This is a genomic window from Paraburkholderia sp. BR13439, from assembly GCF_040948805.1.
GTDB classification, from domain to species: domain Bacteria; phylum Pseudomonadota; class Gammaproteobacteria; order Burkholderiales; family Burkholderiaceae; genus Paraburkholderia; species Paraburkholderia youngii.
Genome location: NZ_JBFPKN010000001.1, coordinates 601,896 through 622,091, shown reverse-complemented (window position 1 = coordinate 622,091; position 20,196 = coordinate 601,896). Strand labels below are relative to the sequence as shown.

Annotated in this window: 17 protein-coding genes; 10 read left to right on the top strand and 7 right to left on the bottom strand. The window is 64.2% G+C overall.

From position 1 onward, the window contains the following. Positions 1–192: 192 nt before the first annotated feature. The 4 genes from AB3X96_RS02905 to AB3X96_RS02890 all read right to left on the bottom strand — a co-directional run bounded on the left by AB3X96_RS02905 (position 193) and on the right by AB3X96_RS02890 (position 4,038). Complete coding sequence (locus AB3X96_RS02905) at positions 193–837, bottom strand: response regulator transcription factor (RefSeq protein ID WP_176109591.1); 645 nt, start codon at positions 835–837, stop codon at positions 193–195. A 108-nt stretch (positions 838–945) separates the two neighbouring features. After that, a complete protein-coding gene (locus AB3X96_RS02900; RefSeq protein ID WP_176109592.1) occupies positions 946–1,635 on the bottom strand; it encodes a response regulator transcription factor in 690 nt (229 codons plus the stop codon). 136 nt (positions 1,636–1,771) lie between these two features. Then, positions 1,772–2,440, bottom strand: coding sequence for a response regulator (locus tag AB3X96_RS02895; protein WP_368588506.1), 669 nt, complete (start codon positions 2,438–2,440; stop codon positions 1,772–1,774). A gap of 266 nt (positions 2,441–2,706) precedes the next feature. After that, a complete protein-coding gene (locus tag AB3X96_RS02890) occupies positions 2,707–4,038 on the bottom strand; it encodes an MFS transporter (RefSeq protein ID WP_368588505.1) in 1,332 nt (443 codons plus the stop codon). A gap of 94 nt (positions 4,039–4,132) precedes the next feature. Between AB3X96_RS02890 and AB3X96_RS02885 the strand changes: the two genes are divergently transcribed. The 7 genes from AB3X96_RS02885 (at position 4,133) to AB3X96_RS02855 (ending at position 10,866) form a co-directional block, all read left to right on the top strand. Continuing rightward, positions 4,133–5,032, top strand: a complete 900-nt coding sequence (locus AB3X96_RS02885; RefSeq protein WP_368588504.1) for a LysR family transcriptional regulator — start codon at positions 4,133–4,135, stop codon at positions 5,030–5,032. A 552-nt stretch (positions 5,033–5,584) separates the two neighbouring features. Beyond that, entirely contained in the window at positions 5,585–6,310 is a 726-nt protein-coding gene (locus AB3X96_RS02880) for a c-type cytochrome (RefSeq protein ID WP_176368412.1), read from the top strand. Beyond that, positions 6,307–7,647: a cytochrome c gene (locus tag AB3X96_RS02875; protein ID WP_368588503.1), complete on the top strand. Its 1,341-nt coding sequence runs from the start codon at positions 6,307–6,309 to the stop codon at positions 7,645–7,647. Before AB3X96_RS02880 ends, AB3X96_RS02875 begins: the two co-directional genes overlap by 4 nt. 52 nt (positions 7,648–7,699) lie before the next feature. Then, the gene (locus AB3X96_RS02870) at positions 7,700–7,876 is read left to right on the top strand and encodes a hypothetical protein (RefSeq protein ID WP_368584449.1); all 177 of its coding nucleotides are present in this window, start codon (positions 7,700–7,702) and stop codon (positions 7,874–7,876) included. 2 nt (positions 7,877–7,878) lie between these two features. Further along, on the top strand, positions 7,879–8,451 hold the full coding sequence (locus tag AB3X96_RS02865; RefSeq protein ID WP_368588502.1) for a cytochrome C oxidase subunit II: 573 nt from the start codon (positions 7,879–7,881) through the stop codon (positions 8,449–8,451). Further along, complete coding sequence (locus tag AB3X96_RS02860) at positions 8,438–10,063, top strand: b(o/a)3-type cytochrome-c oxidase subunit 1 (RefSeq protein WP_368588501.1); 1,626 nt, start codon at positions 8,438–8,440, stop codon at positions 10,061–10,063. Before AB3X96_RS02865 ends, AB3X96_RS02860 begins: the two co-directional genes overlap by 14 nt. After that, complete coding sequence (locus AB3X96_RS02855) at positions 10,060–10,866, top strand: cytochrome c (protein ID WP_368588500.1); 807 nt, start codon at positions 10,060–10,062, stop codon at positions 10,864–10,866. Before AB3X96_RS02860 ends, AB3X96_RS02855 begins: the two co-directional genes overlap by 4 nt. A 37-nt stretch (positions 10,867–10,903) precedes the next feature. Here the strand turns inward: AB3X96_RS02855 and AB3X96_RS02850 are convergent, their stop codons facing one another. Continuing rightward, positions 10,904–12,550, bottom strand: a complete 1,647-nt coding sequence (locus AB3X96_RS02850; protein WP_368588499.1) for a methyl-accepting chemotaxis protein — start codon at positions 12,548–12,550, stop codon at positions 10,904–10,906. Between the two features lie 261 nt (positions 12,551–12,811). Between AB3X96_RS02850 and AB3X96_RS02845 the strand changes: the two genes are divergently transcribed. Continuing rightward, on the top strand, positions 12,812–13,612 hold the full coding sequence (locus AB3X96_RS02845) for a hypothetical protein (protein ID WP_368588498.1): 801 nt from the start codon (positions 12,812–12,814) through the stop codon (positions 13,610–13,612). Positions 13,613–13,757: 145 nt separating this feature from the next. Here AB3X96_RS02845 and AB3X96_RS02840 read toward each other — a convergent pair whose 3' ends face one another. After that, positions 13,758–14,294: a single-stranded DNA-binding protein gene (locus tag AB3X96_RS02840; protein WP_176125051.1), complete on the bottom strand. Its 537-nt coding sequence runs from the start codon at positions 14,292–14,294 to the stop codon at positions 13,758–13,760. Positions 14,295–14,440: 146 nt separating this feature from the next. Beyond that, a complete protein-coding gene (locus AB3X96_RS02835) occupies positions 14,441–15,628 on the bottom strand; it encodes an MFS transporter (protein WP_368588497.1) in 1,188 nt (395 codons plus the stop codon). Positions 15,629–15,937: 309 nt separating this feature from the next. Between AB3X96_RS02835 and uvrA the strand changes: the two genes are divergently transcribed. Next, positions 15,938–18,811 (top strand): excinuclease ABC subunit UvrA, encoded by a 2,874-nt coding sequence (uvrA, locus tag AB3X96_RS02830; protein ID WP_368588496.1) that lies wholly within the window; start codon positions 15,938–15,940, stop codon positions 18,809–18,811. A gap of 35 nt (positions 18,812–18,846) precedes the next feature. Further along, positions 18,847–19,932 carry an AI-2E family transporter gene (locus tag AB3X96_RS02825; protein ID WP_176109607.1) on the top strand — a complete coding sequence of 362 codons (1,086 nt, stop codon included), beginning with the start codon at positions 18,847–18,849 and terminating at the stop codon, positions 19,930–19,932. Positions 19,933–20,196 lie beyond the last annotated feature (264 nt).

Below are 20,196 nucleotides of genomic sequence, written 5' to 3'. Positions count from 1 at the left end.
TGCACCGGATTCCCTTGATCCATTGCTAATCGGATCACGAACTAGCCATAGCGGCAGTTGCGGCGCAAGGCGCGCAATGACCGGCGGCGGCCAGGATTATTAGGGGCTCCCGCAAGCCATGCCAATCAGATAAGTCTGATAAGGACTACATCAAAGCCGTCGAAAGCAAGAAAATGTGACCATCGCGCCGCCTCATATCAGCCCAATCTGAGTGGCGTAGTTGATCAGGTCAGCTTCTGTTTCCAGTCCGAGCTTGCGCATCGCGCTGCGCTTTTGCGTGCTGATGGTTTTGTCGCTACGTCGCAGACGTGTGGCGATCTCGTGCACCGCGAGGCCTCGCACATAAAGTTGAAACACCTCCCACTCGCGTGCGCTCATCGCACCGCCGCGCCGGGGCGAAGTAGGCTCCGCGGCCGCGAGTGCGGCACGAACCTGCTCCGATAGATGGGTGCCTCCGGCGGCAACGGCTTCGATCGCGTCGATCAATGCGTCCACGGCGTCGCGCTTGTCGACGATTCCAGTCACGCCGATATTGCGCAAGCCGGCCAATACATGCGCGCGCCCAATCATGGTCAGCACGACCACGTGGGGATGCGGCGTGCGCCGAAGCAGCCGACGCAATAGCGGCACCGCGCTGGTATCTCCGTCGAGTCCCGGCATGCCGATGTCCGACACGACGACGTCGCACGCGCAGGCTTCGAGCAGCTTCGCGAGACCACGGGTGTCGGCAGCTTCGCCGACGATCTCGATATTCGGCTTGTCGCGCAGCAGCGATCGGACGCCCGCGCGAATGGAGTCGTGATCGTCCGCCACGACGACGTGAATCTTGTTTGTCATTCTGTTCCGTGACTTTTTTATGGTGTCGATCGGCATACCGCACGAAATGTGTCTCCCCGGTTATGCCGATCTATTCGCCGCGCCCATGCGCGGCAGGTTGCCGCCCGGTTAGCGGACCTGACCAAGCCGGTCTGGCACTACTCCGTACTCGACTGCGAAGCGAAACAGTTCGGCGTCGCTATTCAGCGACAGCTTGCGCATGGCCATGCACTTCTGCGCGCTGATCGTCTTCACACTACGTCCCAACCGCAGGGCGATTTCCGTGACGCAGAGCCCTGACGCGTACTGCGTAAATACCTCGAACTCGCGGCGAGACAGGGTGGCGCGCACGAAGTCGAGACGTTGCGTCAGCGTTACGTCGGCCAGCATGGCGCGCACCGCCGGACCGACATAACACTCGCGCGCCAGCGCCATGACCAGCGCCACATGGATCAGATCGATACGATCACGCTTGCTCAGCAGCCCATCCACGCCCAGCGACATCACCTTGCGCAGCGTCGCCGCTTCCGTTTCCATTGTCAGGATGACGAGCGCCACGTTGGGATAGCGCGCCTTCAACTGCCTGACGATGTCGAACCGGTTTTCGTTGTTCCCTCCTGGCATGCAAAGATCCATCAGCACGAGATCGCAAGGACAGCGATCGACTTCGATCAACAGTTCGGCGACATCCGCCGCACGGCCAACCACCTTCAGGTTGGGATAGTTGCCAATCAGATTTTCTATAGCCAGCAGAACCAGCGGATGATCGTCCGCAATGATCGTTCGAACAGGCGTGCCTGATGCAGCCATGAGGTTCATCTTCTGGCGCTCCTCGATACTTTCATTTCTCGACACCCTGTTATGTGTGACCGGCGCTCACGCAATGGTCGAGCATTTCTTTTGCGACAAATATCAGAGCGCTCTGAAATGGACCGAACGACGGCGTGCCCGATGCTTAGTTTTCTGGTTCGAGGAGGAGCGATCCGCAGGCGCGCACACAGGAAAAGAGCTCGGGGTCGTCGGTCACGCCCAATCGCGCCATCGCTTCACGCTTTTGCCGACTCACCGTGCGGCGATGGCAGCCGAGCGCCGCCGCGATCTGCACGATGGACTCGCCGCTCACGAGCCTGCGCACGATGTCGGTCTGCCGCTTCGACAACAGCAGTGCCGACACGAACCGACCGTTGTCCGGCTGCGAACGCTCGAGCGTTTCGACCACCGAGCGGCCCAGATAGCGCGCGCCGCGCACACTGTCGCAGACGGCTCGCGGCAGTTCCTCGAGCGAATCGGCTTTGCCGACCACGCTGACTGCGGCATCGGCGGCGACGACGCGCAACATCGCGGCATTCGTCTGCCCGGTCACGACGACGACGCGCAATGACGGCCACTCGCCACGAATGCGCTGGATCAGGCCGAGTCCGTCGCCAATCTCGCCGGCGGGCTCCGGCATGGAAAGATCGACGACGAGCACGTCGCACGGTGTGTGTTGCAGCAACGCGATCAACGCGGTGGGCGTCTGCGCCTGACCGACGACAGTCAGACCTTCGTGTGCCTCCAGCGTCGATTTCAGGCCAAGCAGGACGAACGGATGATCGTCCGCCAGAATGATTCGAAGATTTGTCACGATTAGTCTCGCTCGTTATCGGAATGGTCGGAATGCGTGTGGGGGTGGCTGTGCAGGCGGCAGGCGTCGACCTTCGCCGCGTCAATCAAGCGACGTGCCGGAAAAGCCATCTCATCACCCTCGCAAATTCACGACAATCGGAGCGTTCCTAATCCGGTTGACTGATCGGGATAATTTATAGTTCTACCGAGCAATATGCGCACCGTTATTCGAATCGAATCAAAACCAATTCCGAAACGCAAAGCGGGCGCTGTTCACATCATCTCTCACGCCGCATCGCAAGCACGCGTCGCGCGCATCGCACGCGTCGACGCGGCGCGCGGAAACACTGGCAACGCGAGCAACGCGCACGCGCTCGCCACGGTCCACACCAGCGGCCATGCTCCGATGGACAGAAGCGCCGGAATCGCGAGCGGCGTCACGAACAGCGTGAGGAACACGCAGGTGTTGCCCATCGCGAGCGCGGTGCCCGCGCGGCGCGTACCGGCGAGCGACGCGAGTTCGGTGAACGCGACGCCGTGCCACGCCGACGCGCTAACTCCGCCGAACACGATCATCAGCGCGAACAGCACGACCGTCCCGGCGCGATGCATGCCGACGAGCCCGGTCGCGAGCGCGAGCAGCACGAACAGCACGGCGGTCAACAGACTGCATGCCCGCATATACGCACGACGGTTGCCGCGCCGGTCGGTCCACGCGCCGCTCCAGACCCGCGCGACCGCGGCGCCGGTCTGCACCGCGGCCATCGTCACGCTGATCGCGAACACGCCGGCACGTCCGAAATCGTGCAGGAACACCGTGCCGAACGTGATCACGGCAATCTGCGGCACGCACAGCGCGCCCGCGCCGAGCGCGACGCGCCAGATTGCGATGTCGCGCAATGGCGAACGCATCAGCAGCGGCGCGCCGACGTTCGAAGCGTCTACGCCGCGCCCGCTGGCCGCCGCTGCGCCGGCCGTCGCAGTCGCCCGCGCGGGCTCGTGAAGCCAGCGCCACGCGAACCACGCGGTGAGCGCGCACGCCAACGCCAGCACCGCATAAGCGCTCGCAAAACCGAAGTGCGAGGCGAGCACCGGCAGCACCAACGCACCGAGTCCACCGCCCGCCGGCACGGCGGTTTGCCGGATGCTCATCGCGAGACCGCGCTCGCCTTCGCGAAACCACGCCATCACGGCTCGGCCGCTCGATCCGTTGACGCTGCCGCCCAGCAATCCGACCAGCAGCAGCCCGAGCGCGAGCGGAACGATGCCGGGCACCTGCGCGTCGCCCGGCGACACGAACAGCGCGAGACCGGCGAGCGCGGCCGCTGTCGACAGTAAGCCGAGCAGCAGCACGCGACGATCGCCCCAACGGTCGGTCAGCAGTCCCCACGGCAACTCGCTGACCGCAATGCCGAGCCCGAGCATGCCGAGCACGAGGCCGAGCCCGTGGTTGCCGAGGTGGTAGTCCGAGCGCAGGAACACTGCCGTCGTCGGAATTCCCGAAAATGCCGCCGAAAAGCTCGCATTCGCGGCAAAGCCCACGCCCAGCACCTTCCAGCGATGCCGCGCGCCGCGCTCGCCGGCGCCGCGCGACGCTGTCATAGATCCGTTTTCCATCCCACCCTCCGCATGTATTCGGGGGTATGCTACGGCTGGGCATTCCATCGGAAAAGCCGGAAATTCAGATCACTGCCATCGGAAAAACCGAATCATGAGCCAGCGTGGTTTCGACCTTGCACAGTTGCGGACCTTCGTCGCCGTCGCCGAATCGGGCGGAGTGTCGGCGGGCGCCGAGCGCGTGTTCCTGTCACAGTCGTCGGTAAGCGAGCAGCTGAAAAAGCTCGAGGAGCGCGCCGGCCAGCCGCTCCTCGTGCGCGGCCGCCAGGGTGTGAACCCGACCCCCGCTGGCGGGCGTCTGCTCGAGCATGCGCGCCGCATCATCGCGATGAGCGAAGCGGCCTTCGACGACCTGCAAGGCCGCTCGCTTGACGGCGAGCTGCGCATCGCAATCACCGATTACTACCGCCCGCACGACATCGCGCGCATCCTCAAGACGTTTTCGGAACAGCATCCGCGGCTGAAGCTGCACGTGACGGTGCTGCCGAGCGCGGTGATCGACAGCGGCGCGGACGATCACGCGTCGTTCGACATCGGTTTGTCGGCGCGGCTCGTCATCGGCCAGCCGCGCGCACGCGGTGCCGGTGCCGGTGCCGGTGCCGGTGCCGCGAGTATCGTCGTGCGGCGCGAAAAGCTGCTATGGGCCAGCTGCGCCGATGCCCCCAACCGCCCCGCCACACCGTATCAACTAGTGCTGCTGCCGACGACCTGTCAGCTGCAGCGCTTCGTCGTCAAGCTGCTCGACGAACACAAGGTAGCGTACGTGGTGTCGCATTCGGCGTCGGGCGTCGCGGGGCTGCAGCTCGCCTTGAAGGCGGGGCTGGGGATTTCCTGTCTGAACGAGTCGTCGCTCGGCGGCGGCGTGGTCGCGTGCGCCGCGAACATCGGCTTACCGCCGCTGCCCGCCATCGAGTTTCATCTGTTGCCGCCGCGTCCGGGCGAAAGCGAACTGGTCGGCAATGCACGTGATGCGCTCGTGCGACTCTTCGCATGAAGCCACCGCCGTTTGCGCAAAACGTGAAACCACACGAATGAGACTAGACCCCGGCACAAATAAAATTCACAGCAAAATTTATGGATCGACATCAGCTAATCACATTAACCTGATGCATTGACATCGATAAGCCGAGGCGCAACAAAGTCCACCGCGCCAAGCCGTACATCCAAGCCGGTCCGCATTATCGGAACGCCTGTTTACCTTTGTATTCTCTATTGACGCATCCAGCAAATTGTTGCACGCTGCTACTGGATATCACGCGCTTTTCAGCGCCTCATGCGTCGCTCATTGGAGCCCGAAAGCCGCCGTCCCAGGCGCATCCAGCGCGGATCATTGTCGCAGATCAAAGTTTTGGCCGGACAATTGCATCATGATGGCGCTTCTGTAGTTCGCGTTCCCGAACAAGCCCGTTCCGAATAGCGGTTAATAGCAAGTCAATTAAAAGCAGCTAGTCCCGAGATGCGCCGTTTCCGGATTCATGAGTCAATCCGCACACCCGCGCCGGGTATATAAATCGAGCGATAAGAACGTTCCAAAACGAGGCCCGGTGTGTATCGCAAAACTATCGGCTCTGCGGTCCTGTTCGTGCTGTGCGCGCTTCACGCGCTATGGAGCGGCGCCGCGTTAGCGGCCACCGACGCGTCCGGCGCGATGCCCCCATCGATGGACCAGCGCATACGCGCTTGCACGTCGTGTCACGGCGAGCAGGGCCAGGGACGCAAAAACGACTACTTCCCGCGCATCGCCGGCAAGCCGGCCGAGTACCTGTTCAACCAGCTGATCGCGTTTCGCGACGGCGGCCGCACCTATCCGCCGATGGGCTATCTGCTCGCGTTCCTGCCCGACGACTACCTGCGTCAGATCAGCGAGTACTTCGCTGCCCTGCAGCCGCCCTATCCCGAATCCGAGCGCGCCGCCCTGTCGCCGAAGCTGCTTGCCGCCGGTGAAAAGCTCGTGACGCATGGCGACCCGGCGCGCGGCATCCCGGCGTGCATCGCCTGTCACGGCGCCCGCATGACCGGCACGCAACCGGGCATTCCGGGCCTGCTCGGCTTGCATGCGAGCTATATCGCCGGACAGATGGGCACATGGCGCTCGGGCACGCGCCACGCGCTCGCGCCGGACTGCATGCGCACGATCGCGCTCAAGCTGAACGACAACGACATCGCCGCGGTATCGAACTGGCTCGCGCGCCAGCCGCGTCCCGCCGATCCCCGGCCCGCACCGGCATCCGCCGAGCGGCTGCCCCTCGCTTGCGGGAGCCAACCGCAATGAAGCCGACACTCCGCCCGCCCGGTTGGCTGCGCCCGGCAAGCATGGCTAGCGTCCTTGCAACCGGCAGCTTCGCGCTCGCGTTAATGGTCCATGGACCGCTCACGACGCCGGCGCATGCCGCGACCGCCGCGCCCCAAGGCGCGGAAGCAACTGCCAAGGCTGGAACCAGTGCCGACACTCGCCCTGAGATCGTCAGACGCGGCGAATACCTTGCGCGCGCGGGCGACTGCATTGCGTGCCACACCGCGCCGCGGGGCCGGCTGTTCGCCGGCGGGCTCGCGATGGAAACGCCGTTCGGCACGCTGTACTCGCCGAACATCACGCCGGACCCGCAGTACGGCATCGGCACGTGGAGCGAGGAAGCGTTCTTCAAGATGATGCGCACCGGCCGCAAGCCGGACGGCGCGCCGATCTATCCGGCAATGCCGGTCGCCCAGTACACGAAGGTCACGCGCGAGGACTCGGACGCGATCTTCGCGTTCCTGAAGACCGTCGAGCCGGTGCGTCAGCCGAATCACCCGCACACGCTGCGCTTCCCGTTCAATCAGCGCGATCTGCTGTACGGCTGGCGCACGCTGTATTTCCACGAGGGTGAGTTCAAGCCCGACCCGACCAAATCGGTCGAATGGAATCGTGGCGCGTATCTGGTCGAGGGGCTCGGGCACTGCACGATGTGCCACACGCGCATCAACATGCTGGGCGGTTCGTCGCCGCGCGAGCAGTTCGCGGGCGGGCTGATTCCGGTGCAGAACTGGTACGCGCCGTCGCTCACTTCGGACAAGGACGGCGGCCTCGGCGACTGGAGCATCCAGGACATCGTCGATCTGCTGCAGGCGGGCATCTCCAATCGCGGCGCAGTCTACGGCCCGATGGCCGAGGTCACCTATCACAGCCTGCAGCATCTGAGCGAGGAAGACATCCGCGCGATGGCCGTCTATCTGAAGTCGCTGCCCGACCAGGGCGGCCGCAAGACCGGTCCGAGCGCGACGCCGAACCCGAAGGTGTTCGCGCTCGGCAAGCAGATCTATGCGGACAAGTGCGCGATCTGCCACGGCGACAACGGCGAAGGACAGCTGCCGCACTACCCGCCGCTCGCGGGCAACCAGTCGATCGAAATGGACTCGGCGGTCAATCCGATCCGCATCGTGCTGAACGGCGGCTTCCCGCCGGGCACCAAACGCAATCCGCAGCCGTTCGGCATGCCGCCGTTCGGCCAGGAGCTGAATGACGCCGAAGCGGCCGCCGTCGTCACGTTCATCCGCACCGCGTGGGGCAATCACGGGCTGCCGGTGACGGCCCGCGAGGTCAACGAGCTGCGCAAGGCACCGCTGCATTGAGTTGCCGTCCCGAAAGGGTCACACAGAAGCGCCGCATAGGAGAACCATCGACATGAAAGCGAATGACCCGCCCAGCGCCGCTCCGCCGACCGACGACGAAGTCGAACACGTCGTCGCGTCCGGTCCGCGCGGCGCGATCGCGCTGGCCGGCGTCGCCGCCGTCATCGTGATGCTGATCTGGTTCGCCTTCTACTTTTTCGCGTTTCTGCCGCGCGGCATCATCCACTGACCATGTCGACCGACTCTTCTCATCAACCCGGTAGCGGCCACGCGGTCGCATTGCGCGCCGAGCGGCGCTGGGCGATCTTCGCCGTCGCGCTGATCGTGCTGATGCTCGCCGTGATCGTGTTCGTGGGCGTGCATTGGTCGATGATGCCGCCGTCGCGCGTCGAGACGATCGATCCGTCGCGCCTGCAGCTATCCGGCGAATTCGCCGAAGACAACCTCGGCAGCGCGGTGCAGCCGGACGGCTCGGTGATCGTGCGCTTCGTCGCGCAGCAGTACTCGTTCACGCCGCAATGTCTGCTGGTGCCCGCCGATACGCCGATCACGATCCGCACCACCAGCGCCGACGTCGTGCACGGCCTGCTCGTCACCGACACCAACATCAACACGATGGTCGTGCCCGGCTACGTCGCGACGCTGAACACGCAGTTCGACCATCCCGCCGATCACGCGATGCCGTGCCACGAATTCTGCGGCTTCGGCCATCAGACCATGTGGGCGCACGTCAAGGTGATCGATAAAGCCGCCTTCTTCGAGCAGGCACGACAATCACGGAGAGTGAGCTGTGTTCCACGCTAAGCGACTCGTACTCGCGCATTTCTGGCTCGCCTTCATCACGTTCGCGATCGCGCTATGCCTCGGCGCATGGCAGATGCTGGTGCGCAGTCCCCTGTTGCCGTGGGTCGGCGATCCTGAGCTGTACTACCGTTCGGTCACCGCGCACGGCACCGTGATGGCCTACGTGATGCCGACGCTGGTCGCGATGGCCTTCGGCTACGCGATCGTCGAACTCTCGCTCGGGCAGCGCCTCGTCGGCCTCAAATGGGCGTGGGCCGCGCTCATCATGCTGCTGGTCGGCGCGGTGATGGCGATGGTGCCGGTCGCGCTCGGCCGCGCCTCGGTGCTCTACACGTTCTATCCGCCGATGGTCGGCAGTCCGTTCTACTACCTCGGCGTCGTGCTCGTAGTGGTCGGCTCGTGGATCTGGGTCGCGCTGATGCATGTGAACCTGCGCATCTGGAAGCATGCGAACCCGGGCAAGCCCGTGCCGCTCGCGATGTTCGCGAACGTCGCGGGCGCGTACCTGTGGGCCTGGACCGCAGTCGGCGCGGCGCTCGAGATCCTGTTCCAGATCCTGCCGGTCGCGCTAGGCTTCGCCCATACGATCGACGCCGGCCTCGCCCGCGTGCTGTTCTCGTGGACGCTGCACGCGATCGTCTATTTCTGGCTGTTTCCGGCTTACATCGCGTTCTACACGCTGGTGCCACGCTCGATCGGCGGACGGCTCTACAGCGACTCGATGGCGCGTGTGTCGTTCATCCTGTTCCTCGTGTTCGCGATGCCGATCGGCATCCATCACCTGTTCGTCGATCCGCAAGTCGGCGCTGGCTTCAAGTTCGTGCACGCGGTGTTCACCGGCATGGTGTCGGTGCCGACGCTGCTGACCGTGTTCACGATCTGCGCGTCGGTGGAAATCGCCGGCCGGCTGCGCGGCGGCAAGGGCGCGCTCGGCTGGCTGACCGCGTTGCCGTGGAGCAACCCGATCATGCTGGCGGTCGCGTTCTCGTTCGTGATGCTCGGCTTCGGCGGCGCGGGCGGCCTCATCAACATGAGCTATCAGCTGAACTCGACCGTGCACAACACGCAGTGGGTGACCGGCCACTTCCACCTGATTTTCGGCGGCGCGATCGTCATCATGTACTTCGTGATTGCGTACGAACTGTGGCCGCAATTGACCGGCCGCGCGATCGTGTCGGTGAAACTGATGCGTACGCAATTGTGGCTGTGGTTCATCGGCATGATGGTGGTCACGATACCGTGGCATTGGGTCGGCCTGCTCGGCGCGCCGCGCCGCATGGCCTATTACGACTACGCGATGCCCGGCGTGCAGGGACAGGGCGTGTGGGTCGTCATGTCGGCGGTGGGCGGCCTGATCCTGCTGGTGTCCGGCCTGCAGTTCGTCTATATCCTCGCGAAATCGCAGTTCGGCCCCGTGGAAGAACCGCCGGCGTTCCGCTTCGCGGTCGCGGCGCACCCGGTCGAGCGCGTGCCGGTCGCGCTCAACAGCTTCGGCCTGTGGGTCGCGCTGATGATCGGGCTCACGGTCGTCAACTACAGCTTCCCGATCGTCCAGTTGCTCAGACTGCCGCAGACTTCGGTGCCGGCAGTCGTCGTCGGAGCGCCGCGATGAATGAAGAACGCCTGTTCACCCTGCGCAATCCGTGGTTCGTGTGGAGCGTCGGCGGCACGGTTGCGATCGCGATCGTCGCGATCCTGATCGGCTTCGTATGGCTGCCCTCGGCCAGCAGCGCATTCGGCGACCTCAGCCTGTGGGCCAGGATTTGCGGCGCCGCCGGCGTGCCGTCGAGCTGGTACAGCGGCAGCGAGAAGAGCCAGGTGCCCAGCGACGTCGTCGTATTGCCGCCTTCGGGCACGAACCACCCGTTGGCGGATTCGATCGGCCGCGGCGCGACGCTTGCGAATCAGCACTGCTCGATGTGCCACGGCGTGCTCGCTACCGTGCAGGTCACCGCGCCGCCGCTAGCCGGACAGTACGCCGACGCGATCTACAAGGAACTGCGCGACTTTCAGAGCGGCCAGCGGCCAAGCGCGGTGATGCAGGCAATTATCGCGGGACGCAGCGACCAGGATCTGCACGATCTGGCCGCCTACTACGCGTCGCTCCCGCTCGCTCCGCCGGCCGAGAAAACCCGGGCCGGCGAAGGACCCGATCCGATTGCTGTCAGGCTCGTGATGCAGGGCGATCCGCAACGCAATATCGCGCCGTGCGCGGCGTGTCATGGACAGCTAGACCGCAAAGGCGCGGCACCGTGGCTCGGCGGACTGTCGGCGGCCTATCTGACCGCGCAGTTGCAAGCGTTCGCTTCGGGCGCTCGGCACAACGACATCAACGAGCAGATGCGCCATGTCGCGCGGCAGATGACACCCGAGGAAATGGACGCCGTGTCGAGGTATTACGCGGCCATGCAGTAGTGGGAGGGTGCGCGGTGACACAGCGCAACGGCTCGCGTCACGCCGCCACAAACTCGCTATCCAGGCTCCGCGCGCTGGCACCGCCCGCCCGCTTCGTGCCCGGAGCCACAACACCGCCACGCGACTCGCTGCCGGTCTGGAACACCGCCACTGCCGCCGACAGGCGTCGTGCCTGATCTTCCAGCGAACTCGCCGCCGCGGCCGCCTGCTCGACGAGCGCCGCGTTCTGCTGGGTGACCTCGTCCATCTGACCGACCGCGCGATTGACCTGATCGATGCCGGTGCTCTGTTCGAGCGCTGCCGCCGCGATCTCGTTCATGATCGAACTGACGCGGGCGATCGCGCCGACGATGTCGTTCATCGTCGTGCCTGAGCGTTCGACGAGCTGCGAGCCCTGCTCCACGCGCGCGGTCGACGCATCGATCAGGCCCTTGATCTCCTTGGCCGCCGCCGCGCTGCGCTGGGCGAGCGAGCGCACCTCGCTCGCGACGACCGCGAAGCCGCGTCCCTGCTCGCCGGCGCGCGCCGCCTCGACCGCGGCGTTCAGCGCGAGGATGTTGGTCTGGAACGCGATCCCCTCGATCACACCGACGATATCGGCAATCCGCCGCGAATCGTCGACGATGCCGTGCATCGTGCCGACCACCTGCTCGGTCAACTCGCCGCCCTGCGCGGCCAGCGTCGAGGCGCCCTGCGCGAGCGTGCTCGCCTGCTTCGCGTTGTCGGCCGTCTGCTTGACCGTCGAGGTCAGCTCTTCGATGCTGGCGGCCGTTTCTTCGAGCGCCGCGGCCTGCTCCTCAGTACGTTGCGACAGATCGGCATTGCCCGCTGCGATCTCGGTGACGCCGGTATCGATCGATTCGGTGCCTTGACGAACCGCGTTGACGGTCGCGATCAGCGACTCCTGCATCTTGCGCAGCGCGGCCGCGAGACGACCCATTTCGTTGCCGCCGAGCACTTCGACCCGGCCGCTCAGGTCGCCGTTGGCGATGCGCTGGAACTGCGCGATCGTCGCATCGACCGGCGCGACGATCGCGCGCGCGAGCACGAATCGGGCGAGCAAGCCGCCGACCAGCGACAGCGCAATGCCGATCGCCACCGCGGTGCAGATCGCGTAGAACAGCTCCTGCGCATCCTTATAGCGCTGTGCGCCATGATCGAGCTGCAACTGCTCGAGGGCGAGCATGGCCTTCTCGTACGCGCTGTACAGCGACGGCAGCTTATGCGCCTGCAATTGCTGGAAGCCGTTGGTGTCGGCCGACTTCAGCGCGGCGAGCGTCGGATCGACGCCATCGCGCAGAAACGCGTCGCGCTTTTGCTGCATGTCGGCGATCAGATGCTGCTCATCGGCATCCGTGCCCGCATGGCTCAAATAGTGGGCAAGCCGCTCGTCGGAGGCTTTGCGGTACTGATCGAAGCGCTTGAGCACCGCGCTCGCGCCGTCCTGGTCGTTAAGCGCGACGAGCGACGCGTAGGTCGCAAGCGCCAGACGCAGGCGCAGCAGCTGGCCGGAGCTGCCTTCGAGGTCCGCGACGGCGGGCGTGTCGACCGTATACATTTGCTGCAGCGACGCGTTCGACGAGCGCAGCGACAACAATCCCGCAGCCGCGCCGAGCAGCAGCACGATGCCGAAGAACACGATCATCAGAGTGAGGCTGGTGCGAATCGACAGCTTTTTCAACATCGGACTGGTCTCCTTGGGCTGCCCGGCCGATGGTTCCGTATCGTTGACGATAGCTGCATGGCCACGCAGGCTGCGCCCACGCCGTTCGGCCCGGTCCGCAACTTGTCTGAAAATTAAGCAAACAGCACATTGAGGACAACGGCGTACCGGTCGAAAACTTTATGGTTGATCGCTCGCCCCGCTTGCGTTACATCAATGAAGTCTCGAAGCCCGATTGCTGCAGCCTTTTTGTCGAAGCCCCTTCCCGCCCGGAGCGCGCCCATGTCGGAAATCGGTTCGGCCGTACTCGTGTTCGCGCTGCTGCTGATCGCCACCGGCCTCGGCGTCGGGGTGCGGCCGCTGCTGCCGGAGGAGCACAAGGCGCACGAGACCGTACAGCTCGTGCAGCTCGTGATCGGCATGCTGGTGACGTTCGCAGCGCTGGTGCTGGGTTTGATGACGGCATCGGCGAAATCGAGTTTCGACACCGCGTCGAACGATCTGCGCACCTATGCGGCCGAGCTGATCGAATTCGACACGACGCTGCGTGAGCTCGGCAGCGCGGCCGACGGGTCGCGGCGCCTGTTGCGCCAGTACACGGCGGCGGCGATCGCGTCGACGTGGCCGCGCGAGCCCGCGCCGAGCGGCGACTACCCGCGCGATCTCGGTTCGCCCGACAATTCGCAGCAACTCGAAAACGTCCGTCTGGGCGACATGCTGACCACGGTGGGGAGGCAATTGCGACAACTGCGCACGCAGGATGCGTTGCAGCAGCGCGCGCTCGATGACGCGTTGATTCAGTACCGGCGCGTCATCGACGCGCGCTGGAAGATCATCGAGGAAGCGCACAGCTCGATTTCGCAGCCGTTCTTCTGGACGCTGACGTTCTGGCTAGGCGTGATCTTTCTGAGCTTCGGGTTGATCGCGCCGCGCAATGCGTTGGCGCTGGTGACGATCACGCTGGGAGCGGTGTCGATTGCTTCGGCGGTTTATGTGATTGTCGATCTGGATACGCCGTTCACCGGGCCGATCGTGATTTCGAGTCTGCCGTTGCGGGACACGTTGGAGCATTTGAGCAGGTGACTTTCGGCGGGCAGGCAGGCTCCGTGCGCGCGTGTAACGTAAAAAATGCCGGCAAACAGAAGGCCCGCTTTCTTCACAGAAAGCGGGCCTTTCTCGTTGTGTCGATCAGCGGGACGCTGGTCGGGTCGGCATTGAGCCGGAACGATCAGAACGGGATATCGTCGTCCATCTCGTCGAAGCCGCCGCCAGCCGGCGCGCTCGGACGGCTCGCGCCGCCACCGCCACCGCCACTGCCGCCACGGGAGCCGCCGCCCGACGACATGCCGCGACCACCACCGCCGCCGCTACGCTCCGACGGCTCGCCACGGCTATAACCGCCTTCGTCGCCGCCACCCATCGAAGCGCCGCCTCGGCCGCCGAGCATTTGCATTTGTTCCGCGACGATCTCGGTCGAGTAACGATCGGTGCCGTCCTGGGCTTGCCACTTGCGCGTGCGGATGCGCCCTTCAAGGTACACCGACGAGCCCTTCTTCAGATATTCCGCCACGATTTCCGCCAGGCGGCCGAAGAACGCGACGCGGTGCCACTCGGTGGCTTCCTTCATCTCGCCCGACGCTTTGTCCTTGTAGCGGTCCGTCGTCGCAAGGCGGATGTTCGCCACTGCGTCGCCGCTCGGAAGATAGCGGACTTCCGGATCGGCGCCGAGGTTGCCGACCAGAATGACCTTGTTCACGGATGCCATGAATTTCTCCTGTTGATTCCTGTTGCAGGCGGCGCGGCACTACGCGGTTCGCGTCTCATGGCCGGCGGGCCCGAGACCAGAAGAGCGCCTCTGCCCGCCGCCGGGTGAGTTCTGGATGATTCGGGAAGTGCCCCGAGTACGCTGCGTTATGCCTTGCGCGGCGGCTGTTTCATCTTTGCGGCGATTATAAGCCAGCAAAATACCAGCCCGGAGCAGGCGAAGAAAACCGCGCTCTGGCCGTTCATCTTCAGCAGCCAGCCGCCGACCATCCCGCCCAGCGCAAGACCGATCGACTGCGTGGTGTTGTACACGCCGGCCGCGGCTCCCTTGCGGGTACCGGGCGCGAGCTTCGACACCAGCGAAGGCTGCGACGCTTCGAGAATATTGAAGCCGAGAAAGTACACGAACAGGATCGCCGCCACACTCAGAATCGTATGCGGAGCAACGCCCAATAACAACTGGCCGATCAGGATAAGGGCGATCGCCGACAACAGTACGATCTTCATCTTGCCGCGCTTCTCGGCGGCGATGATCGCCGGCACCATCATCACGAACGACAGCCCCATTACCGGCAGATACACCTTCCAGTGCGACGCGACCGGCAGCCCGCCCGCTTCGAGAATGCGCGGCACGACGAGGAACAGCGCGGTTTGCGTTGCGTGCAGCACGAGCACGCCGAAATTCAAGCGCAGCAGCTCGACGTTGTGCAGCACTTCGGCGAACGGCGCGCGCACGTGCACCGGCTTCGGCGCATCGGGCACGACCCACAGCACCACACCGATCGCGAGGATCGCGAACACGCCGACCAGCGTGAAGAGCCCGCTCATGCCGAGCCAGTGGAACACGATCGGCGCGCCAACGATCGCGACCGCGAACGACACGCCGATGCTGCCGCCGACCATCGCCATCGCCTTCGTGCGATGTTCCTCCGCGGTCAGATCGGCGATGAACGCGATCACCGCCGACGACACCGCCCCCATCCCCTGAATCACCCGGCCGACGATGATCCACGTCATGTCGTGCGCGCCCGCCGCGACGAAGCTGCCGATCGCGAAGATCAGCAGGCCCGTCGCGATCACCGGCTTGCGCCCGACCTTGTCGGAGATCCAGCCGTAGAAGATGTAGAGCATCGACTGCGTGACGCCGTACGCGCCGAGCGCGATGCCGACGAGCAGCACGTTCTCGCCACCGGGGATGGTCTTCGCGTAGATCGAGAACACCGGCATGATCATGAAGAGACCCAGCATGCGCAGCGCGAAGATGGCGGCAAGCGACACGGTCGCGCGCAATTCGGGCGCGCTCATGCGTGTGGAGATGGCGGACGGATTGGACATCGAAGCGTTGTTTGAATGAACCGGGCGGCGAGCCCGTGGGGACAGCCTTGACCGCCGGCACAGTGGAGCAGGACGAACAGGCGGGCGGCTAGCCCCGGCATATCGGCAGGTCCGCGCCGAAGAGACATCGCAATGCGCAAAGCCCGTGCCCTACCGTCCCCGCCGACGCTCGCGGCATCTTGTACTCACGGAAAACGGCCCCAGCTACGCCTCTTTCCCGCTGTCAGCACGCCGTAACGGCGGTCTGGAAAAGTCGTTATAGTAGCAGGTTTGGCCTCTTTCCCTTTCCGCAGTTCATGGAATAAATCCGTGGAACAAATCCGTATTCGTGGGGCTCGCACCCACAACCTGAAGAACGTCAATCTCGACCTACCGCGTCACAAGCTCGTCGTTATCACGGGGCTTTCGGGCTCCGGCAAATCGTCGCTGGCGTTCGATACGCTGTATGCGGAAGGACAGCGGCGCTACGTCGAAAGTCTGTCCGCCTATGCACGGCAGTTCCTGCAACTGATGGAAAAGCCCGACGTCGACCTGATCGAAGGGTTGTCGCCGGCTATCTCGATCGAACAGAAGGCGACCTCGCACAATCCGCGTTCGACGGTCGGCACCGTCACCGAAATCCACGATTATCTGCGTCTGCTGTTCGCGCGCGTCGGCACGCCCTACTGCCCCGATCACGAGATTCCGCTCGAAGCGCAAAGCGTGTCTCAGATGGTCGACGCGGCGCTCGCACTGCCTGAAGAAACGCGCGTGATGATCCTCGCGCCAGTCGTCAGCGATCGCAAGGGCGAGCACACGGATCTGTTCGAGGACATGCAGGCGCAAGGCTTCGTGCGCTTTCGCGTGCGCTCGGGAGGCGGCACCGCCAACGAAGGCACCGCGAAAATCTACGAAGTCGACTCGCTGCCGAAGCTGAAGAAAAACGACAAGCACACAATCGACGTCGTGATCGACCGTCTGCGCGTGCGTCCCGACATGAAGCAGCGTCTCGCCGAATCGTTCGAAACGGCGCTGCGTCTCGCCGACGGCCGCGCGATCGCGCTCGAAATGGATACGGACAAGGAGCATCTGTTCAGCTCGAAGTTCGCCTGCCCGATCTGCTCGTATTCGCTGCAGGAACTCGAGCCGCGCCTGTTCTCGTTCAACAACCCGATGGGTGCGTGCCCTGAATGCGACGGCCTCGGCCAGATCACGTTCTTCGATCCGAAACGGGTGGTCGCGCATCCGTCGCTGTCGCTCGCGGCGGGCGCGGTGAAGGGCTGGGACCGGCGCAACCAGTTCTATTTCCAGATGCTGCAGAGCCTCGCGGCGTTCTACGACTTCGACATCGACACCGCGTTCGAGGACCTGCCGGAGAAAGTCCGCAAGATCCTGCTGTACGGTTCGGGCAAGCAGGAGATTCCGTTCTCGTACATCAACGAGCGCGGCCGCACGTCGGTGCGCGAGCACGTGTTCGAAGGGATCATCCCGAATCTGGAGCGGCGCTACCGCGAAACCGATTCGTCCGCGGTACGCGAAGAACTCGCCAAGTATCAGAACAACCAGCCGTGCCCGGCGTGCGCTGGCACGCGGTTGCGTCGCGAGGCGCGCTTCGTGCGCATTGGCGCCGACAGCGACGCGCGCGGCATCTTCGAGATCAGCGGCTGGCCGTTGCGCGATGCGCTCGGCTACTTCCAGACGCTGCGCCTCGAGGGCTCGAAGCGCGAGATCGCCGACAAGGTCGTGAAGGAAATCGTCGCGCGTCTGATGTTCCTGAACAACGTCGGGCTCGATTACCTGTCGCTCGAACGCAGCGCGGAAACGCTGTCGGGCGGCGAAGCGCAGCGCATTCGCCTCGCCTCGCAAATTGGCTCGGGGCTCACCGGCGTAATGTACGTGCTCGATGAACCGTCGATCGGCCTGCATCAGCGCGACAACGACCGCCTGATCTCGACGCTCAAGCATCTGCGCGATCTCGGCAACTCGGTGATCGTCGTCGAGCACGACGAGGACATGATCCGCATGGCCGACTACGTGGTCGACATGGGCCCGGGCGCCGGCGAACACGGCGGCATGGTGATCGCAGAGGGCACGCCCAAAGAGATACAGAAGAACGCGGCGTCGCTGACGGGCCAGTACATGTCGGGCGCGCGCACGATCGAATACCCGGACGAGCGCAAGGAACCCGACGAGCGGCATCTGCGCATCGTCGAGGCGCACGGCAACAATCTGCACAACGTGACGCTCGATCTGCCGGTAGGTTTGCTGACCTGCGTGACCGGCGTGTCCGGTTCGGGCAAGTCGACGCTGATCAACGACACGCTGTACCAGGCGGTCGCGCATCATCTGTACGGCTCGGCCACGGAGCCGGCGCCGTACGAGTCGATCGAGGGCCTCGAGCACTTCGACAAGGTGATCAACGTCGACCAGTCGCCGATCGGGCGCACGCCGCGCTCGAATCCGGCAACCTACACGGGCCTGTTCACGCCGATCCGCGAGTTGTTCGCGGGCGTGCCGGCCGCCAAGGAGCGCGGCTACGATCCGGGCCGCTTCTCGTTCAACGTGAAGGGCGGGCGCTGCGAATCGTGCCAGGGCGACGGCGTGCTGAAGGTCGAAATGCACTTCCTGCCCGACGTGTACGTGCCGTGCGACGTGTGCCACGGCAAGCGCTACAACCGCGAAACACTCGACATCCAGTACAAAGGGAGCAACATCAGCGAAGTGCTCGACATGACGGTCGAGCACGCGCACGAGTTCTTCAAGGCCGTGCCGGTCGTCGCGCGCAAGCTGAAAACCTTACTGGACGTGGGTTTAGGCTATATCCGCCTGGGTCAGTCGGCGACCACGCTATCGGGCGGCGAGGCGCAGCGTGTGAAACTATCGCTGGAACTGAGCAAGCGCGATACCGGTCGCACTCTATACATTCTTGACGAACCGACCACCGGCCTGCACTTTCACGATATCGCGCTGTTGCTGGAAGTCATACACCGGTTACGTGACCAGGGTAATACCGTCGTGATCATCGAACATAATCTCGATGTAATCAAAACTGCGGACTGGGTCATCGATCTTGGCCCCGAAGGCGGCGCCGGCGGTGGGCAGATCATCGCCCAGGGCACGCCTGAGCAGATCGCGAAGTCGAAGGCCAGTTTTACCGGACAATATCTGGCGCCGCTGCTCAAGCGCGCCGCCAGCACAAAATAACGCTGCACTATCGAGGTTTGGAGACGGGATAAGCCATGACCAAGCGTAATCAGGCGCGCGAAGAAGATCGGGTGCAGGACCTGCGCCCGCGCCCGGTCAGGCTGACCAGCGACATGAGTCTGCCGAAGCTGTCGGCGGTCGAGATCGGCAGCTACGTCGTGATGCTGTTCGGCATGTGGGCGGTTATCGAACTGAAGCTGCTCGGCGCGCTGCTCGCCGGGCTGCTGGTGTTTCAGCTCGTGCAAATGATCGCGCCGCGCATCGAGCGCCACATGTCGAGCAGGCGGGCACGCTGGCTCGCGGTGGTGCTCCTGTCGACGGTGATCGTCGGCGCGCTGACGGGGCTCACGCTCGGCATCATCTCGCATTTCGAGAACGACGTGCCCAGCGTGCAGGCGCTGCTCGATCAGGCCATGCAACTGATCGACCAGGCGCGCGGCAGGATTCCGCAATTCGTCGCGAACTATCTGCCGGTCGACACCGAGCAGATGAAGACGAAGGCCGCGGAATTGATGCACACGCACGCGAACATGCTGCAGCAAAGCGGCACGACCGCCGCGCGCGCGTTCACTCACGTGCTGATCGGCATGATCATCGGCGCGATCATCGCGGTCGGCGCGCAGAAGCATATGCAGCGGCTGCCGCTGTCCACGGCGTTTGTCACGCGCGTCACGCGTTTTGCCGAAGCGTTTCGCCGCATCGTGTTCGCGCAGGTGAAGATTTCCGCGCTCAACGCGGTATTCACGGCGATCTTCCTGCTCGTGATCCTGCCGACCTTCCACGACCGGCTGCCGCTGTCAAAAACGCTCGTGCTCGTCACGTTCATCGTGGGTCTCCTGCCGGTGATCGGCAATCTGATCTCGAACACGATCATCGTCGCGGTCGCGCTGTCGGTGAGTTTTCCGGCGGCGATCATGTCGCTCGTGTTCCTGATCCTGATTCACAAGCTCGAGTATTTCCTGAACGCGCGGATCGTCGGCGGGCAAATCGAGGCGCGCGCATGGGAACTGCTGATCGCGATGCTGGTGATGGAAGCAGCGTTCGGTATCGCCGGGGTCATTGCGGCGCCGATTTTTTATGCGTACATCAAGCGTGAGCTGATTTATTTGCGGTTGGTGTGAGCGGGGCCGGGTTGGGCTTCAAAGTCAGCGCTCACTAGCGCTCATCGGCCTGCACGCCCGGCAGTCCACGCAGGCGACGGAAGCGAAGGCGGCACTTCGGCGCCGCTTTTTTTTTTGCTTCCCGCGACGCGGCACCGTCGCCTTCTGCTGACAGAAAACTTGCAGCCGAACGCGCCGACCCCTAAGATGCGAACAATTCCTATTTACGCTCAGTCCGCATCGTGACGTTTCAGCTGATTTCCCGCCCGCGATTCCGCCTGGCTC

Bases quoted from the DNA above. Each gene is read 5' to 3' on its own strand.
- AB3X96_RS02905 (WP_176109591.1), bottom strand. From the start codon at position 837: ATGACAAACAAGATTCACGTCGTCGTGGCGGACGATCACGACTCCATT.
- AB3X96_RS02900 (WP_176109592.1), bottom strand. From the start codon at position 1,635: ATGAACCTCATGGCTGCATCAGGCACGCCTGTTCGAACGATCATTGCG.
- AB3X96_RS02890 (WP_368588505.1), bottom strand. From the start codon at position 4,038: ATGGAAAACGGATCTATGACAGCGTCGCGCGGCGCCGGCGAGCGCGGC.
- AB3X96_RS02885 (WP_368588504.1), top strand. From the start codon at position 4,133: ATGAGCCAGCGTGGTTTCGACCTTGCACAGTTGCGGACCTTCGTCGCC.
- AB3X96_RS02875 (WP_368588503.1), top strand. From the start codon at position 6,307: ATGAAGCCGACACTCCGCCCGCCCGGTTGGCTGCGCCCGGCAAGCATG.
- AB3X96_RS02870 (WP_368584449.1), top strand. From the start codon at position 7,700: ATGAAAGCGAATGACCCGCCCAGCGCCGCTCCGCCGACCGACGACGAA.
- AB3X96_RS02865 (WP_368588502.1), top strand. From the start codon at position 7,879: ATGTCGACCGACTCTTCTCATCAACCCGGTAGCGGCCACGCGGTCGCA.
- AB3X96_RS02855 (WP_368588500.1), top strand. From the start codon at position 10,060: ATGAATGAAGAACGCCTGTTCACCCTGCGCAATCCGTGGTTCGTGTGG.
- AB3X96_RS02850 (WP_368588499.1), bottom strand. From the start codon at position 12,550: ATGTTGAAAAAGCTGTCGATTCGCACCAGCCTCACTCTGATGATCGTG.
- AB3X96_RS02845 (WP_368588498.1), top strand. From the start codon at position 12,812: ATGTCGGAAATCGGTTCGGCCGTACTCGTGTTCGCGCTGCTGCTGATC.
- AB3X96_RS02840 (WP_176125051.1), bottom strand. From the start codon at position 14,294: ATGGCATCCGTGAACAAGGTCATTCTGGTCGGCAACCTCGGCGCCGAT.
- AB3X96_RS02835 (WP_368588497.1), bottom strand. From the start codon at position 15,628: ATGTCCAATCCGTCCGCCATCTCCACACGCATGAGCGCGCCCGAATTG.
- AB3X96_RS02825 (WP_176109607.1), top strand. From the start codon at position 18,847: ATGACCAAGCGTAATCAGGCGCGCGAAGAAGATCGGGTGCAGGACCTG.